Source organism: Candidatus Tisiphia endosymbiont of Stenodema calcarata (genome assembly GCF_964030695.1).
GTDB lineage: Bacteria > Pseudomonadota > Alphaproteobacteria > Rickettsiales > Rickettsiaceae > Tisiphia.
Window position 1 is genome coordinate 727,695 of record NZ_OZ034911.1, and the last position, 16,158, is coordinate 743,852.

17 protein-coding genes are annotated in these 16,158 nt (G+C 32.5%); 6 read left to right on the forward strand and 11 right to left on the reverse strand.

Features of this window, described 5'->3' with window-relative positions; translation table 11 throughout:
* Positions 1–118 precede the first annotated feature (118 nt).
* From ACQH1W_RS03350 to ACQH1W_RS03385, 8 genes are all read right to left on the reverse strand, one after another.
* The gene (locus ACQH1W_RS03350; RefSeq protein WP_375333030.1) at positions 119–502 is read right to left on the reverse strand and encodes a hypothetical protein; all 384 of its coding nucleotides are present in this window, start codon (positions 500–502) and stop codon (positions 119–121) included.
* Complete coding sequence (gene gp17, locus ACQH1W_RS03355) at positions 502–909, reverse strand: tail completion protein gp17 (RefSeq protein ID WP_375333029.1); 408 nt, start codon at positions 907–909, stop codon at positions 502–504. The genes ACQH1W_RS03350 and gp17 overlap by 1 nt, the downstream gene beginning before the upstream one ends.
* Entirely contained in the window at positions 899–1,237 is a 339-nt protein-coding gene (locus ACQH1W_RS03360) for a phage head closure protein (RefSeq protein ID WP_342278464.1), read from the reverse strand. The genes gp17 and ACQH1W_RS03360 overlap by 11 nt, the downstream gene beginning before the upstream one ends.
* A 6-nt stretch (positions 1,238–1,243) precedes the next feature.
* Complete coding sequence (locus ACQH1W_RS03365; RefSeq protein WP_375333028.1) at positions 1,244–1,783, reverse strand: head-tail connector protein; 540 nt, start codon at positions 1,781–1,783, stop codon at positions 1,244–1,246.
* A 178-nt stretch (positions 1,784–1,961) separates the two neighbouring features.
* Positions 1,962–3,497, reverse strand: coding sequence for a phage major capsid protein (locus tag ACQH1W_RS03370; RefSeq protein WP_425361184.1), 1,536 nt, complete (start codon positions 3,495–3,497; stop codon positions 1,962–1,964).
* A gap of 369 nt (positions 3,498–3,866) precedes the next feature.
* On the reverse strand, positions 3,867–5,270 hold the full coding sequence (gene terL / locus ACQH1W_RS03375) for a phage terminase large subunit (protein WP_375333026.1): 1,404 nt from the start codon (positions 5,268–5,270) through the stop codon (positions 3,867–3,869).
* Complete coding sequence (locus ACQH1W_RS03380; protein WP_342278458.1) at positions 5,267–5,530, reverse strand: hypothetical protein; 264 nt, start codon at positions 5,528–5,530, stop codon at positions 5,267–5,269. The genes terL and ACQH1W_RS03380 overlap by 4 nt, the downstream gene beginning before the upstream one ends.
* Positions 5,527–6,693, reverse strand: a complete 1,167-nt coding sequence (locus ACQH1W_RS03385; protein ID WP_341762282.1) for a phage portal protein — start codon at positions 6,691–6,693, stop codon at positions 5,527–5,529. The genes ACQH1W_RS03380 and ACQH1W_RS03385 overlap by 4 nt, the downstream gene beginning before the upstream one ends.
* A gap of 372 nt (positions 6,694–7,065) precedes the next feature.
* Between ACQH1W_RS03385 and ACQH1W_RS03390 the strand changes: the two genes are divergently transcribed.
* The 6 genes from ACQH1W_RS03390 (at position 7,066) to uvrC (ending at position 12,420) form a co-directional block, all read left to right on the forward strand.
* Positions 7,066–7,752 carry a hypothetical protein gene (locus ACQH1W_RS03390; protein WP_341762283.1) on the forward strand — a complete coding sequence of 229 codons (687 nt, stop codon included), beginning with the start codon at positions 7,066–7,068 and terminating at the stop codon, positions 7,750–7,752.
* Positions 7,753–7,786: 34 nt separating this feature from the next.
* Positions 7,787–8,218, forward strand: coding sequence for a tRNA (adenosine(37)-N6)-threonylcarbamoyltransferase complex ATPase subunit type 1 TsaE (tsaE, locus tag ACQH1W_RS03395; RefSeq protein WP_342278455.1), 432 nt, complete (start codon positions 7,787–7,789; stop codon positions 8,216–8,218).
* A 69-nt stretch (positions 8,219–8,287) separates the two neighbouring features.
* Positions 8,288–8,509 (forward strand): DUF6290 family protein, encoded by a 222-nt coding sequence (locus ACQH1W_RS03400; protein WP_342278454.1) that lies wholly within the window; start codon positions 8,288–8,290, stop codon positions 8,507–8,509.
* Positions 8,472–8,906, forward strand: coding sequence for a type II toxin-antitoxin system RelE family toxin (locus tag ACQH1W_RS03405; protein WP_341762286.1), 435 nt, complete (start codon positions 8,472–8,474; stop codon positions 8,904–8,906). The genes ACQH1W_RS03400 and ACQH1W_RS03405 overlap by 38 nt, the downstream gene beginning before the upstream one ends.
* A 59-nt stretch (positions 8,907–8,965) precedes the next feature.
* Positions 8,966–10,375: a sodium:solute symporter family protein gene (locus ACQH1W_RS03410; protein ID WP_375333208.1), complete on the forward strand. Its 1,410-nt coding sequence runs from the start codon at positions 8,966–8,968 to the stop codon at positions 10,373–10,375.
* A gap of 71 nt (positions 10,376–10,446) precedes the next feature.
* Entirely contained in the window at positions 10,447–12,420 is a 1,974-nt protein-coding gene (uvrC, locus tag ACQH1W_RS03415) for an excinuclease ABC subunit UvrC (protein WP_375333025.1), read from the forward strand.
* 10 nt (positions 12,421–12,430) lie between these two features.
* On the opposite strand, the gene ACQH1W_RS03420 is transcribed toward uvrC, so the two are convergent.
* From ACQH1W_RS03420 to ACQH1W_RS03430, 3 genes are all read right to left on the reverse strand, one after another.
* Positions 12,431–13,852 carry an FAD-binding oxidoreductase gene (locus ACQH1W_RS03420; protein ID WP_425361185.1) on the reverse strand — a complete coding sequence of 474 codons (1,422 nt, stop codon included), beginning with the start codon at positions 13,850–13,852 and terminating at the stop codon, positions 12,431–12,433.
* Between the two features lie 198 nt (positions 13,853–14,050).
* Positions 14,051–14,443, reverse strand: a complete 393-nt coding sequence (gene ccmE / locus ACQH1W_RS03425) for a cytochrome c maturation protein CcmE (RefSeq protein ID WP_425361186.1) — start codon at positions 14,441–14,443, stop codon at positions 14,051–14,053.
* Between the two features lie 381 nt (positions 14,444–14,824).
* Positions 14,825–16,099, reverse strand: coding sequence for an MFS transporter (locus tag ACQH1W_RS03430; protein WP_375333207.1), 1,275 nt, complete (start codon positions 16,097–16,099; stop codon positions 14,825–14,827).
* Between the last annotated feature and the right edge of the window lie 59 nt (positions 16,100–16,158).

The following is a 16,158-nucleotide window of genomic DNA, read 5'->3' on the forward strand; positions in this document are numbered from 1 at the left end:
AACAATCAAATTTGAGACGGCTCTGCATCTGATTGTTAAATTAATATTTTGCTAAAAACATGATTTTAATTTTTTAAAATCATGTTTTTAGCTTTAGAAAGGTTTAAGTATACAAAGCTTATTTCTTTAGCTGTTCTATTTCTTCTATTGATAGTTCTGTATATTTAACTATTTTTTCTATCGACTCATTATTAGCTAGCATTTTTTTTGCCATTGCTATTTTTTCTTCAGCTTTACCTTTATTAAAATTTTCTTCTAGAGCAATTTCTTCTGCATCTTCCTGCAATTTAGTCCTAATATATAAGTCGTATTCTGCTGGGGTAAGCTTATACCGTTCAATCATATGGTAAGCATCTAATACCTTACTGCTCTTAATATCTTTAGGTGGTTCTGTCTCTTGTGTTGCACATTTGAATAGATGTAACCACTCATCAGCAACACTGGTTAATTGTGTTTTTTTAAATTTTCCAAGCTCTATAAATATGGAATAGTTTATTTTCATCAACTATTCCCCTTCAATAAAGCTTTATAATCTATCGTAAGCTTAGTAGTTATAAGGTCAGAACTACGCTGAAAATTTATATTACATGCTTTCATACTAGCAACCATATAATCTTGAAGAATACATACATTAGCTGTTAATTTATTAGTAATTTTTTCAGCAAGTAAAGTCAACAGCCCTTGGTTTTTATCCCTAGCAAAAGCACTTATCTCAAATTCCACCTGGTAAATATTTTGATCTAATCTTGATATATTTTCAACTTTCAAAATATTTATTAGTAAGAACGGATATTTTGCATCTTGGACTACCGATATGTAAATTCGATCAACGCTAAGTCTAATATCTTGGTCATTAGATAATAATTTATATATTGTCATGTGAAAATCATGAATAAAATTAACAGACATATATCTCTAGCCCTACGATATTCAAGAATTTACTTTGTTCTGCCACGTTAATAATCCGCTTAATCTCAAATTGCCTATCTCTAAATGATATACGCATCTTGGTGGTAACGCCTTTGATAAATCTTATTTTAAACAGATAAAACCCTTCCGTCATAATATGACCAAAATTCACAGGTTCTATCGATATAAATCGATTATCACAAATAGGTTTTATTTCAGCATAAACAGATAATTTCTCTTGCCATTTTTCTTGCTCTATTTCACTTGTAGAAAAATTTTCTAAAATTTTTACCTGATGCTGCAAACTACGTGCTACTGATTTTTTCATTTTTAACTATATTTTTAATTGTCTATATGCTAAATATAAATTTTTAACTTCCGTTGACAAAGAAGTAGCATTTTGCCTTTCTCTGTCATACATTTCTGCTATATGCATTAATATGCCATGTCTGATTGATGCTGGAATACTAATTCTATCATAACCAGCAAAATATTCAACCATTAGCTGACAATTTTCTAATTTTTTATTTAAATATAATAATGATCTAGCCATATCTAGGTGATATTGCCTAGGTTGCAACTCAATCGCTGATCCATCACTATTTGTTAGAATAATTTTTATTAGCTCCTTTATCGGTTGATATTTTAACTGAAAATTTTGCTGATTTTTAATATTGCAAACAAATTCTATCCTCCTTGTTATTATCGTAAGTTTAGTAAAATTCTCAGCGGCCATAATTGCCGCATTTATTAGACTATTAATTAAATCATCATCATAATTACCTTCTATCCTCATATAGTTTTTAACTTCTACTAAAGTCCAAATAGTCTGAGGAATTAATTCAATAACTTTAAATATATTTTCTTTATGCATATAATACCTAGTAAAAACTGTTGAAAGTTAGTAAATACACCTTCTCTACACGTCATTGCGCATAGGTGTCAACTTAAGAGCGTAGCTTCATGGATTGCCATGCTCACATACGTTCGCTCGCTAATAGACGGTTTAAGCCTTACAGCAGCACTTCGCTAATAGACCTTTTATTTCTGATTCAGCCAAACATCGCCAATTTAATAGCACTCTGATTTACTACATCGCCCCCTACTCTTTTGACTGCATAAAATTTTACAAATGGCTTATCGGTATAAGGGTCTCTCATGATATTAATACCACCACGATCTATAATTTTATATGCTGATTTAAAATCACCTATGGCAATTGCAATATTATCTTTCTTTATCGAGGGCATTTCAGAACAACAAACCACAGGCACTCCAAAAATTGTTTGCTTTAAAGAGTCCGAGAGCGACTGCTGCCAAATAAAACGACCATTATTATCTTGCAGTTTTTGAATGAATGACAAGGTAGTACGGTTCATTAAAAAACTAGCATTTGCCAAATATTCTTCATCAAGCAAATTGATAAAATCCAGTAATTTTTCTGCGGTAACTTGCTCACCCATATCAAAATGTTCTATTTTATCATGATATCCAGATAAAATACCTTTCGGTCTCGTCTTACCATCTCCATTAATAAACGCATCATTTTCGGCTTTTACAAAACTATCTCTTAAACGTTCTATCAGCCAGTTCTCTATCCTAATAGCTGAATCATCTATCAAAGTTTGGCTGGCTTTTGGCTGAGCGTAAAGCTCATGTACAAAAATTCTCTGTTGCTTTAATTTAGGAGCAGTTGTTTCATCTCTTGCCTCTAGATCGCCAACCCAACCACTAGCAAAATTGCCATCTTCAATTACTATATCAAGGGCATTACTAGAAATTATTTCAATTGATGCTAATTGCCTCATAGGTGATCTAGCGTTAATCTCAGTGATTATACTATTATATAAAGCTGGTACTAATAATACCCCACCTTCCTGCTCCCCACTATTTAAAGATTTTTGGATTAATTCACTTTGGCTACCTTTACGAATATAATTATTAAAAGCTGTTTTATACTCAATATCTTGCATCCCCCCTATTTCTGGACGAGACAAAAAATTTTCTAGATTATATATTTTCTCCTGTAACTCATTGATTTTCATCTCATTATTGTTTTGTTTGGTCATTAATTCTGTATCCATGTTATTCTCCATTAAAATTGTATCATTTGAATATATTTGTTTTGTGATATGCGAAATCTTAGCACAATAATTGGCTGGAAAAGTTACTATACTAACTTCAATTAACTCAGCTTCAGTGATAACTCTTTGGTTTAAACTGTTGTAGTTTGCTATTTTTATATTAAAACCAACAGAAAGACTATCAACTGCCCCTTGACGGACAAGTTCTATAGCCTCTTTGCCTTTTTCAATTTTATTATTAATTACAGCTTCAACTTTTAAGCCGTAATCATCCTCTATCAAAGACTTAATTACACCTATTGGTTTTTGCCAATCATGTTGCCAAAGAAACTTGATATGCGAATGATTAGCTGAGGCAAAAGCTCCTTTAACAATTAGGTCATTATGCTGGTCAGAAATATTATAAACACTAGCATAACCTGAAATAACTACGCCATTGTCTGTACTAGATTTTATGATTAAATTTTGAATCACTTGATTCTGCTGTAAGTTTTGAGTATACATATTACCTTATAATTGCAACGACTAATGGTAATATATATTATAAATCTCTAGCACTAAGTGTTTTATGAAAAAATTTATAAAAAAATAAAATGAGATTAGTAAAAGAGACAAACTACTAATAATTGTTGGCGGTACGGGTATATTAATTCCATAGTACCTTACATTTTTTGTATAATCGTCATCGCGAGGCACCGTTAGGTGCCGTGGCGATCTCGTGAAGTGAGGAGTAATACTTCACAAGATTGCCACGTCGGCGATTTCATCGCCTCCTCGCAATGACGGTTGGAAGGCATATTAATAGTGGTCATACAAAAAATTTAGGGTACTATGACAAAAAGCAAACAGGGGATGACTTATAAATGTAACCAACTAAAACCCCCGTATCCTCACTGTTGCTTTGTTAGATTGTTTCTTTATAAAATTCAAAAATTGACTAACTGAATCAACTATGTCATCATTTTTGCAATGTGGAAAACTTAACAATTCATTAAGTAGTGTAGTATTAAAAGCCGATTGTTTTGGCAAAGCTACGGCTGAAGATTGGAATAAAGTTAACACTGAGGAAAATCTAGTGATTTTATCAAGTTTTGGTTTTATGGCAACTATGTTAACAACCCCATCTAATCTTATATCTTGTATAACTTGCTGACCACTTGCTTTATCTTCAATTAATATATATCTAGGACAATATTTCTTGGCTAATTTCTCTACTTGACTCTTTAACTCTGGATAAGTAAGTTTTTGCCTGAACATTGATACAAGATAATATCTCTTATCTAAAATGCCCCAAGAGGTACAAACACTATAATCAGCATTTTCTGAAATTTTAATGGCAGTATCCCAGCTTTGCACGAAATAATCAAAGTTTCCCGGCAAGCTCTCATAAAAGCTAATATCCTCCATATTCAATAATATGCAATTATTAGCTATTGGTTCTTGCAAATATTGGGCAGCATAATTATGTATACCAATTTCCTGTTCTAATTTTATAAGATATTCAGGATTATCTCGAAATCCATGTAAGATATCGCCTTTAACATATTGATATTTATAATTATTAATAGAATATACTTGATCTCGTTTAGCCATAGCTGGAATTTTTAAGTGATGCCAAGAATTGGAATTAAGAAGCAAATGCCCACTTAAATCTTCTTCGTGTAATCTCTGCATAACTAATACTATTGCTCCTGTATTCTTATTGTTAAGTCTAGTGACAAAAGTTTGTTCAAACCATTCAACTACTCGCTTTCGCATTTTTGGTGAGTTGATTTGACTCGGGTTATGAGGATCATCTATAATAAGTATATCACCCCCCTCGCCTGTTGCTGAACCTCCAACTGACGTAGCAAATCTAAAACCATTATCCTTTGTCATAAACTTACTTTTTTGATTATGTTTTTTACTTAAAACCGTCTTCGGAAAAACTTGGCTGTACCAGTCGGAAGTAAGTACAAAACGACAATCTAAAGAGTGTTTTACACTTAACACTTGAGAATAGCTGGCAGACATGATCCTTTTTGTTGGATCATGTCCTAATATCCAAGCTGGCCATGCCACTCCAATACACACAGATTTTAGAGATCTAGGCGGCATATTGATTATTAACCTTTTAATATCGCCCTTTTGTACTGCTTGTAAATATTCGGCAATAAGCTCAATATGCCAATTGGCTTGATATTCTATCCCAGGATTAATTGTATTAAACACTTTATTTATGAAACTATTAAAGTCTTGTCTCAATATTGCATGTAATAACTTCTTTGGATAAGTCATTGATATTTACTCAAAAACTCGGATATGATTGCTTCATCCTCTTCTTTCACTATAGTGTTTTCATTTAAATCCTCATCTTTGCTGAGCTTATTTAGCTGAATAATTAAATTGACTAATTTATTCAACGTTTCCGTAATATTTTTCTTAATTATTATCTCACCCTTGGATTTTTTTGATCCTAGTTCATCTAGTTCATCTTCAAGGAGGGAAACAATTCTAGCAATAAAACTATATAACGTAGTAATTGTGTCTTTTGTCATAATCTATCCCCACCATCTATTGGTTTAAGACCGACAAGAGACCTTTTCTCGTTCAAAGTCATAAAACTAGCATTCGAGATTTTAGCCCATAAATTTTCGCGTTTTTCTGTTAATGCTGAAATACTATCACGATCAAAATCGATAATAATTTCCTCTTGATACCAGTGTGACAACCAGTTACTTAAGGCATCTGATAATTTATCAAGTAAAGGAATTAACGTCTCTTCCCAAAGAGCTAATCTAGCTTCTTGCATATTACTATAGGTATTATCGCCATTAATACCTAGCAATTGAGGAGGAATACCAAAAGCTAAAGCTATTTCCCTAGCTGCCGAATTTTTTGCTTCAATAAAATCCATATCTTTTGGATTAATGCTCATTTCTTGCCAATCAAGCCCCCCTTCCAAAAGAAGAGGCTTACCAGAATTATTACTACTGGTAAATTTCTCCGTAAGCTGCTCGTGTAGCCTATCAAACTGTTCGTCACTAAGATAACCATTACTCTCTTTGACTATCAACGCTCCGCTTGGACGGGCTCCATTCCTTAGTAAAGAGCTATTCCAACTAGTAGCTTGTGAATGCAAATCAATTGGTAAAGAAGCAGCATCAAGGCAAGATAATCCATAACACGAATTAGTAGGATGATAATTTTTTAAATGTAACACCTTACTCATTCGATTAATTGCTGAGATAGGATAAATTTTCTCTCCACTACTACTCATATATCTATACGCTACTGGATAGTTCTTATCTAATACTAACTCAGTTGCATTGCTAGGCAGTAAGTAAATCTCCCGGGGGCGATTATTCATTAATGTAGCTAAAATATAGGCATTACCATATAACAGCTTACTTGCTATCACTTCACCGAAAAAATCTGCCCCTGCTTTCTCTGGATTAGGTCTTTTCAATAAATTATAAACAGGATGATTTGCTATTCTTGTAAAAGATCCTCGATTATTTTTACTAACTATCCAAGGCACATGGCTTGCTGACTGTGCTATTAAATTCACACATCGATAAACTATAACATTTTTACGATATGCCTCTATACCAACTTTTACATCCCTAAATTCCGAATTCCCTAAAGCAGTAAAATCAATAAATGTATGTGATTTACAGGACTTAGCTTTAAAGATTTTTTTAAAATATTTTGTTATCATATTCACCTAAAATAAATAATAAATATCACTTATAACATATTTTGTATTTGCACTAAGTGTTTTGGTGCATAAATAACTTCCAAATCTTTAAATTTTACAATAGAATACTATTACCATGAAATGTCATCCTGAATTTATTTCAGAATCTGTTGAAACTGGTGTAATTAGGATCACAACTGTTGAAAGTTAAAAAATCGTCATCGCGAGGCGTCGACAGACGCCGTGGCGATCCAGATAAACAGCGAAGCTGTTTTTTTAGAGTAACGCTTCGCGTATCTTGGATTGCCGCGTCGCCGCTTTTTCGCGGCTTCCTCGCAATGACGCCACAACTGTTGAATAGTATAAAGAATTCAAACTAATAGAGTTATATTAATGTCTGCTCAAATAATAGAGTTGTTAATTTTTGCTGGAGTCGCTTTTTTTATTATAAATAGGCTAATTGCTACTCTTGGCTCTACATCAGAGGATGATCCAGCTAAACGCAAATCTTCCTTTTTCGGGGAAACAGGAATCAAAGACGTTACTTATACAGCAAACACTGCTGCTGGCAATATTTTAAAGAATAATTTGCCTCATAGCATGGTAAAAACCCCTCCTATTAACCCTATGGAGCTTGATGGCTTAATAGTTGAAGAGAATTCCACTGCTATAATAGCTGGTCTTGAAGCTATATCGGCTAAACTTCCATCATTTAAAGCAAGAAAATTTTTACATAGTGCAAAAGCAGCCTTGGAACTGATCATTGAAGCCTCTAATGATGATGATATTGAAGATTTACTTACATTGGTGGATAAAAGATATATACAAGAATTTCATATTTTTTCTGAAACCTATGGAGAATTTGTCAATGGCAGTGTACTAGATGCTAAAATTTCTGAAGCTTATACATTCGCTAATAATATTTTCATAAAAGTATTATTCACAGGTGAAAAAATAACTAGTAGTATAAAATATATGCAAGAAGAATGGACGTTTTCTAGAAGCCTTATCTCTAAAAATACAGATTGGTTCTTAACTAAGGTTGATCGCCTAGAAGAAGAGAAACAGCCAGTTTCCTAGCTTCTATTGATTCACCCCCAAATTTGAAGATCCAATGAAGTTTCAACAAGAGTCTATTATTTTAAACAATGAACAAGACTCTATATCGTTTGCACAAACTATTGCTAAAAATTTAGAATCGAGTGAAATTATAACTTTTTCCGGTGATTTAGGTTGCGGAAAAACATTTATATGTCGAGAGATTATAAAATATTTTTGTGGCTCTGCTACTCATATCATCAGTCCTACTTTTAATTTGCTACAAATTTATACAACATCAAAATTCACGATTTATCATTTTGATCTTTATCGTTTAAACTACTTAGAAGAAATTTATGAACTAGGTATAGAAGAAGCCTTTCAGGGTAATCTTTGTTTAATTGAATGGCCAGAGCTAATTGAAAAAATATTACCTAGACCTATAACCAAAATTCACTTACAAATACTCGAAGGTAACAAACGATCTTGTAGTATTTCTTATTTCTGACATCCCTTGACAAAGTGATGTAAAAGTGTTACATTGCACTTATGCTAAACATTAATAAAGCTATACATCATGGCAACAAAAAACCCAAGAATCAATGTAACTTTTGAAGAAACAACTGCTGGCTTACTTTCACATTTAGCCCATCAGGAGCATAAGTCTGTTGCGAGTTTAGTGCGTGAATTAGCTCTTGAAGCTTTAGAAATGCGAGAGGACTTCTATTTATCTAAAGTAGCGGAGAAACTTGATAAGGACGATGTTAAAACTTATAGCCATGATGATGCATGGAAGTAAAATATCAAGTATACTCTTCTGCTTTGAAGAATTGTTTTTTGAAAATATCAGGAACTCGCGTACTCATGTACTAAATGTACACTCCGTTCGCTCGCCCTTCATTTTCAAATCCAATTCTCCAAATCATTCGAGTATATGTTATTTAGAAGAAGTAATAAACAAACACATTCCTTCTCTCTCTACAAAAGCTAAGGCACTTATTAAAAAAGTTATTGAAGAGCGTTTGATGATCGACCCTATTGGTTTTGGAAAACCTTTACGTTACAGCCTGAAAGGTCATAGACGCCTCCGGGTTAGCGATTATCGTATTGTCTATAGAATTGAGCCGAAAATTAAAACAATTTTCATAGTCGCTATAAAACATAGAAAAGATATATATAAAGATGATTGCAGTTAGCGTAGTTTAAGTAATACAAAAAAGTTTTTTTATATTATACTCTGCCACTTTCAATAAAAATAATTAGAATGACCCTTGATAATATTATTGTATTGGTATACTTGCTATCAATACTTGTTGTTGGTACATACTACAGATCTAGAGTTATAAGTTTTACAGATTATGCTACCGTTCAAGGCAAGACTAGCAATAGTAAACTATTGTTGGTTGCAACTATTTTTGCTTCATCTGTTGGTGGAGGTGCTACTTTTGGTATTGCTGAAAAAGCCTTTTCCGGTGATTTATCGTATAGCTACGGACTAATACTCACTCTACCAATCGATATACTCATAGCTATTTATCTTGTACCCCAAATAACTAAACATTATGGAGCAGAAAGTGTCGGCGATATAATGGTAAAATATTATAGTATATCAGGTCGTTTTATTGCTGGCACTGCGTCTGTTATGGTATCTATAGGCTTTGTTGCTGCCCAAATTAGTGTTAGTGGTTATATTTTTCAATATATTTTAAAGATTAATTATTTAGAAGGAGTAATATTAAGTTATGGAATTGTTATCATCTACACAACTATTGGAGGATTACAATCGATTATGTTTACTAATTTATTACAATTTTTTGCAATGATAATGGCTATTCCAGTTATTGCCATATGTGGTCTCAATAAAGTTGGCATCAGTGAATTTATCCAACAACTAGCTAGTGAAAAAGTGTATTTTATCTATAATAATAATTTTGCCAGTGAGATATTTATTAATACGATAACTGTCATGCTAAGTTTTTGTGTAATGAACTTATATCCTAATTTTATTCAGAGGGCTCTAATTAATAATAATGCAAAAAAGACTAGTACCGCTATATATATAAAATCAGTTATATATGCTATATTCTTAATATTTATCACCTTAAATGGTCTGATTGCCTATAATCTTTATCCCGACTATTCTTCTAATCTTGCATTACCACACCTAATTGATCAAATAGTACCCTCAGGGTTACAAGGCTTTGTGATAGTTGGTTTACTTGCAGCAGTTATGTCTACCGCTGATTCTGATTTAAATGTTACCTCAATAGCCTTAGTGAAGGACTTATTAAATCCTATTTTTAAAATACAAAATCAAAAGAAATTATTGTTAATTGCTAGAATTACTAATGTCATAATCGGCAGTTTTGCAATAATTGTTGCCTTAAAATTTAATAATGTAATTGATTTAGTAATGTTTATTACTGGATTTTGGGGACCACTAATATTAGTCCCTTTAGTATTTGCTCTTTTCAACATTACTATAACACAAAGCATGATGGTTTTATGTGGATTAAGCGGGATCACATCTTTTCTCATTTGGTCATATTTTTTCACTCATAATTCTCGTCTAAAGGGGGTATTTATTGGAACTATGTGCAGTTTGTTAGTCTTCTGCATAGGATTAATTACCAAAAAGCTGGGTAATTTGAAAGTTGAGCTATAAGCCTTGATAAATAAGGAGTAAAGTCGTACGTACAGTTAATGTTATGTCGAACTCTGGTTGTTTGGTAAATTATGTTACAAAAATCTAAACTTATAGGTAGTGAATTAATAAAATCTCATCTAGAGAATGCTCCTAATCTTCCTGGGGTTTATAAAATGCTTGGTGCTGATCAGCAAGTTATCTATGTGGGGAAAGCTAAGAATCTAAAAAAACGCCTTACTAACTATATTAAAACTGATCTTGACAATAAAACAATACGCATGGTATCTCTAACACATCATTTAGAATATAATGTTACTAACTCCGAAATTGAAGCTTTATTACTTGAAGCACAATTAATCAAAAAGTTTCAGCCAAAATTTAACATATTACTTAAAGATGACAAATCTTTTCCCTATGTCAAATTACGTTTGGATACTGATTACCCACAATTAATTAAATATAGAGGAAAAAATTTATCTAGTGGTGAATTCTTTGGTCCATTTGTTTCTTCAGAGCAAGTAGATACTACCCTAAAAGAATTACAAAAAATTTTTAAACTACGTTCTTGTAGTGATAATTATTTTAAAAACCGCAAGCGTCCTTGTTTACAATACCAAATTGGTAGATGCTCTGCCCCATGCGTTGGCAAAATTAGTAAAGCAGATTATAGTGAACTGGTTAGCCAAGTAAGAGATTTCTTAACTGGCAAAACTAAGGAACTACAAAAAACTCTGTCTGACAAAATGGAACAATTAAGTCTACAATTACGTTTTGAAGCTGCTGCCGAAATACGAGACCGGATAAAGGCACTGAGTTATATCCAACTAAAATCAACCTTATCTAGTAGTTCTATAAAAAATGCTGACATTATAGCCATTGTTGAAAAGAATAATTGTTATTGTATTCAACTGTTTGTATACAGGTTTGGTCAATCTTATGGAAATATAGCATATTTTCCGTTTCAAACGGATGAAAGCAATAAAGCTGAAATTCTAACACAATTTATCAATCAGTTTTATCAAACTAATCCAGTTCCAGATGAGATAATTATAAATCATCCAATCATTGATCTAGAATTAGTAACTAAAGCTATTAAACAACTTAGTGGTAATAATAAATTGTCTATAATACACCCTATCCGTGGTAATAAAGTAAAATTATTAGAAAATGCTGAATTGAATGGCCAGCTAGCACTTGATCAGCATTTAAAACAATTTGCTAAAAATCAAATGATCTTCCAACAAATACAACAATTATTCAACCTACCACTACTACCCGATAGAATCGAAGTTTACGATAATAGTCACATTATGGGAACATTTGCTGTAGGTAGTATGATCGTTGCAACTAAATCCGGATTCGATAAAAAAGAATATAGGATATTTAATATACCTGTTGCCAAGGGAGATGCCAAAGGAGGTGATGATTACGAAATGCTAAGAACAGTCCTAACAAGAAGATTTACAAGATTAAAAAAAGAACATCCAAAAAGTATATACTCAAATGATTTGGAGAATTGGAACGTAAAACAAGGGGTGAGCGAACGGAGCGTACATGAAGTACGTGAGTACGCGAATACCCCGCAGTTTTGCGAAACCAATTCTTCAAAGCAGAAGAGTATAGTTAGTTTAATGATTATTGATGGAGGTAAAGGACATCTATCAGTAGTACAAAAAATAATGGCAGAATTCGGTCTTGCAATTCCATTTGTTTGTATGTCAAAAGGACCTGACAGAAATGCTGGATGCGAACAATTTCATATGCCTGGTAAAGAAGCTTTTACAATCGATAAAAATCTGCCAGTCATGAAATATTTACAGATTCTGCGTGATGAAGCACATAATTTTGCTATAAAAAATCATAGGCTACGTCGTTCTAAAGCTATTAAAGTCTCTAGTTTAGATGACATAAATTCAGTTGGTCTTATCCGGAAAAAAGCCTTGTTACATTATTTTGGCTCATATAAAACAATATGCGATGCTACTATTGAGGAATTATCTAAGGTAAAAGGTATAAGCAAAACTCTTGCAAAGCATATTTTTACATCATTACATAACAAATAACCTAATTTGATTATAACTCTTCTATGTAGTTTTTATAAAATTCATTAACAAAAATCATCTTTGGATCATATTTATTCTTTATTGTTTTAAATCGATGAAATTTTGGGTAAGATTGCATAAACTGCAACCTTGTTTGATAAGGTCTATAAGGAAGATAATAACTGCCATTTAACTGTAAAGCTTTATTAGTTATCTTAATTGCCACTCTGCCTATATCTTGATCAAATTTCTCAGTTTTAGGACCGCGTAATAACATCACAAAGCATAACATATCTTCTTTTGCATAATTTAGCAAAGTTTCAGAATCTCCCTCAATATGTCTCAAGGTAAGATTCATAAGATAAGGGCTAATATCCTTTTGAAGAGTCTGCAAGAAACTGACGAATTCATTAAAACGGTTTATAGGAATAAAATATTCTTGTAACAGATCTATTTTTTTTGGATCTTTAGTAGTATAGACTTTTGTAGACTGGTATAATAATTGATTACGTGATGCTGTTTTAAAAACTTTGTTAACCGCTTTACTTGTCTCAATATACCAACGAATCTTCTTAAAAAATTGGTTATTATAAGTGGAGGCAAATAATAAGCTAACAAATTCATCGCTTCCGTTTAAAACGGAAAGAGAAGAATTAGTAATTGGTAAATCATAATCTTCATATATCTTTACAATAAGCCTCTTTAAAAAGTATCTTTTGCTAATAGAAAACCTACCGAAGAACATATTGGCTTTTGAATTATCTTTAACCTCTCTCTGAAAATAGCTAGGAAATTCACCTATATTAAAAACTTCTTGTTTCAACCGATATAATCTATTTGGAACTATTTTAAGATCAACATCTATGATCACTCCAAACATTCCATAACCACCTATTGCAGCTTTAAACAAATCATAATTCTTGTTTCGATTACAGTAAATTACCTTCCCTTCAGAAGTTAAAATATGAAAACCATGAATGGTAGAAACCATTGGCGGTTTATTAGCTTGCCAACCATGAACATTAGTTGAGACTGTACCCCCTACGCTAAAATCATAATCTGATTGCATAACAGCAATAGATAAACCTAGAGGATTTAGGAATTCAATCACTTGTTGCCATGTTGCTCCAGCTTGTATCCTCACTAAGTTCTTTCCTAAAAGTTCTATATTATTAAGATTAGATAAGTCTAGAACTATACCACCCCGGCTATAGCTGTGTCCTCCTTGGCTATGCTGCGTTCCTTTTACAGTAATATGAATCTTTTTATCCTGTGCTTTGTTAATTATTTTTTTTATATACTCAATACTATCCTCTCTGGGAATAACTTCGTACCCAAAGATTTCAGTATCATGTAAGCTACCTGTATCACGAGTAACAGGTAAAGCTTGTACTTTAACTACAAAAAAACATGTTAAAATTAAGATGATTGGTAAGATGATTCGAATAATCATTATTGTCTCATAGCATATTTTTCATAGTACCCTACATTTTTTGTATAACCGTCATCGCGAGGCACCGTTAGGTGCCGTGGCGATCTCGTGAAGTGAGGAGTAATACTTTATAAGATTGCCACGTCGGCGATTCCATCGCCTCCTCGCAATGACGGTTGAAAGCCATATTAATAGTGGTTATATAAAAAATGTAGGGTACTATGTAGGTAAGGCTGGAGAATAATTCTCATCATGCTTAGTTAATAACTCACGAGCTATGAATATATTACCTGATAATTTACCTACAGCTACTATCCCTTGATTCTCACGAAATAAAGCGGGTAAAACCCCTTGGTAAGATATTTCTAGGTCTTTAATGTCATCTGTAATGACAAAATGCACTTTATCAGCAGTAATTTTTCTGATTGAACCTACTTTAACTAAGCCCCCTACTCTCAATTCTTTGCCAAGTTTTGACTCGTTAATTTTTGACGGAGGGTAAAAAAATACTATACTATCTTCAAGGTTGTATAATACCATATATATTCCCCCAGCACTGCATAAAAGGTAAAATAATATAAACTTTAATCTATTTTTTACCTTTTTTTGCATTACTTAGATATAACTTTAATTTTATAATAATATTAGCCTGACATTTCTTAGTCTGACATCTCTCTTGCATTATATCCTTTTAATTTTATGATTATTATAATCTCAATTTGGTATAAGATATTTAACTCACCTCCTTACGCATAACCCCCACAACTGTTGAAAGTTTACAAATACCTATACCATAGCGTCTATTAGCGAGCGTAAGCGAAGCAATCTAGGAAACAATATATAGATAAATGATATTATTGGATTGCTTCGTCGGCTTTACAGCCTCCGTAGCTCATGACGTATAAAGAAGCTGTATTTACTAACTTTTAACAGTTGTGGGATGACATTGTTTTGATGCTAGTACCACAACTGTAGTAGTATAGAAGATAAATTTTATAAATTGATATCAATTTGCAACTTAATTTTGTTTTTATAATCTTTCTCAAAACATTTTGCCATAAAATATGCTAATATTGCAAAGAACATAAGATATATGATTGGCAATAATTGAAAATTTAGGTATCTCATTAATATTAAACAAACAGAATTAGCTGTACCAGACATCAACATTGACCCAATATTATGACCAAGACTTACTGCACGATAACGATCATTGACAGCAAAAGCTTTTGTCATGATACCATGAGAAAGAGCATTGAAAGGAGCAACAAAACATGCTAACATTAAACAAGAACCCAAAGCTAAATTAACCATCTGATAGTTAACGGATATAATAAATAATAGACTAGATACAATAGTACCAAATAAGCTAAACTTAAATACTAACATTTGACTAAGCCGATCTGCTAACAAGCCAGCAATAGGCATAGGAATGGCAAAACATATGGTTATTAAAACTGAAAATGTACTAATAATGAAACTAGTTTGCGGTAGAACCATAGGCAAATATTGTTTCATAAACATAACGGATATTTGGTAAGTTGCACCAAATCCACCAGCAAGGAACACTGCCATCAAAATAACTCGCCACTGCTTCTTAATTAAACTAGCCAAGCTTTGCGTCTTCGCTTTACTGTCTTGATTCTTTTTAAATTCCGGTGTTTCATCAAATGTTCGGCGAAAATATAAAACGATTAAAGCTAAAGGTAAACTAAAGAAAAAAGGAATACGCCAACTCCAATCTGGAAAAATATGGGCATTAAAAAAATTGGTCGCCCCATTCCCTAGTAATAAACCTACAACCCCAGTACAACGAGTTATTGCTGAAGCTGTATATCGGTATTTCTCCCCTAAATGTTCGATAACATAAATAGCCGCTCCATCATATTCTCCACCTATAAAAAAACCTTGCATAAAGCGACACAAAGCCAAAATTATTGCACCCCACACACCAATAGATGAGTATTCTGGTAGGAAGCCTATAACCATCGTAGGTATTCCAATACCTATGATGGTTATACTTAATGCAGTTTTACGCCCATACAAATCTCCGATACGGCCAAAAATCACTGATCCCATAGGTTTTGATAAATATGCTATCGCATAAATAGCAAAAACATTTATTAGATTAGTTAGATAATCAGTGTTTGGAAAGAATTTTGCTGCCATAATACCAGCAGAAAAACCATACAAACCATAATCATAATATTCAACTATTGTACCTAGAAATGCTCCGATAATTCTATTTCTTGTTTTTTTTTTCACTATATACTGCTCATAATTTAGTACTCTGATTAAGAACCATAGTACCCTACATTTTTCTATAA

Bases quoted from the DNA above. Each gene is read 5' to 3' on its own strand.
- tsaE (WP_342278455.1), top strand. From the start codon at position 7,787: ATGAAGTTTCAACAAGAGTCTATTATTTTAAACAATGAACAAGACTCT.
- gp17 (WP_375333029.1), bottom strand. From the start codon at position 909: ATGTCTGTTAATTTTATTCATGATTTTCACATGACAATATATAAATTA.
- ACQH1W_RS03380 (WP_342278458.1), bottom strand. From the start codon at position 5,530: ATGACAAAAGACACAATTACTACGTTATATAGTTTTATTGCTAGAATT.
- ACQH1W_RS03370 (WP_425361184.1), bottom strand. From the start codon at position 3,497: ATGTATACTCAAAACTTACAGCAGAATCAAGTGATTCAAAATTTAATC.
- ACQH1W_RS03365 (WP_375333028.1), bottom strand. From the start codon at position 1,783: ATGCATAAAGAAAATATATTTAAAGTTATTGAATTAATTCCTCAGACT.
- ACQH1W_RS03350 (WP_375333030.1), bottom strand. From the start codon at position 502: ATGAAAATAAACTATTCCATATTTATAGAGCTTGGAAAATTTAAAAAA.
- ACQH1W_RS03390 (WP_341762283.1), top strand. From the start codon at position 7,066: ATGTCTGCTCAAATAATAGAGTTGTTAATTTTTGCTGGAGTCGCTTTT.
- ACQH1W_RS03400 (WP_342278454.1), top strand. From the start codon at position 8,288: ATGGCAACAAAAAACCCAAGAATCAATGTAACTTTTGAAGAAACAACT.
- ACQH1W_RS03405 (WP_341762286.1), top strand. From the start codon at position 8,472: ATGTTAAAACTTATAGCCATGATGATGCATGGAAGTAAAATATCAAGT.
- ACQH1W_RS03420 (WP_425361185.1), bottom strand. From the start codon at position 13,852: ATGATTATTCGAATCATCTTACCAATCATCTTAATTTTAACATGTTTT.
- ACQH1W_RS03360 (WP_342278464.1), bottom strand. From the start codon at position 1,237: ATGAAAAAATCAGTAGCACGTAGTTTGCAGCATCAGGTAAAAATTTTA.
- uvrC (WP_375333025.1), top strand. From the start codon at position 10,447: ATGTTACAAAAATCTAAACTTATAGGTAGTGAATTAATAAAATCTCAT.
- ccmE (WP_425361186.1), bottom strand. From the start codon at position 14,443: ATGCAAAAAAAGGTAAAAAATAGATTAAAGTTTATATTATTTTACCTT.
- terL (WP_375333026.1), bottom strand. From the start codon at position 5,270: ATGACTTATCCAAAGAAGTTATTACATGCAATATTGAGACAAGACTTT.
- ACQH1W_RS03385 (WP_341762282.1), bottom strand. From the start codon at position 6,693: ATGATAACAAAATATTTTAAAAAAATCTTTAAAGCTAAGTCCTGTAAA.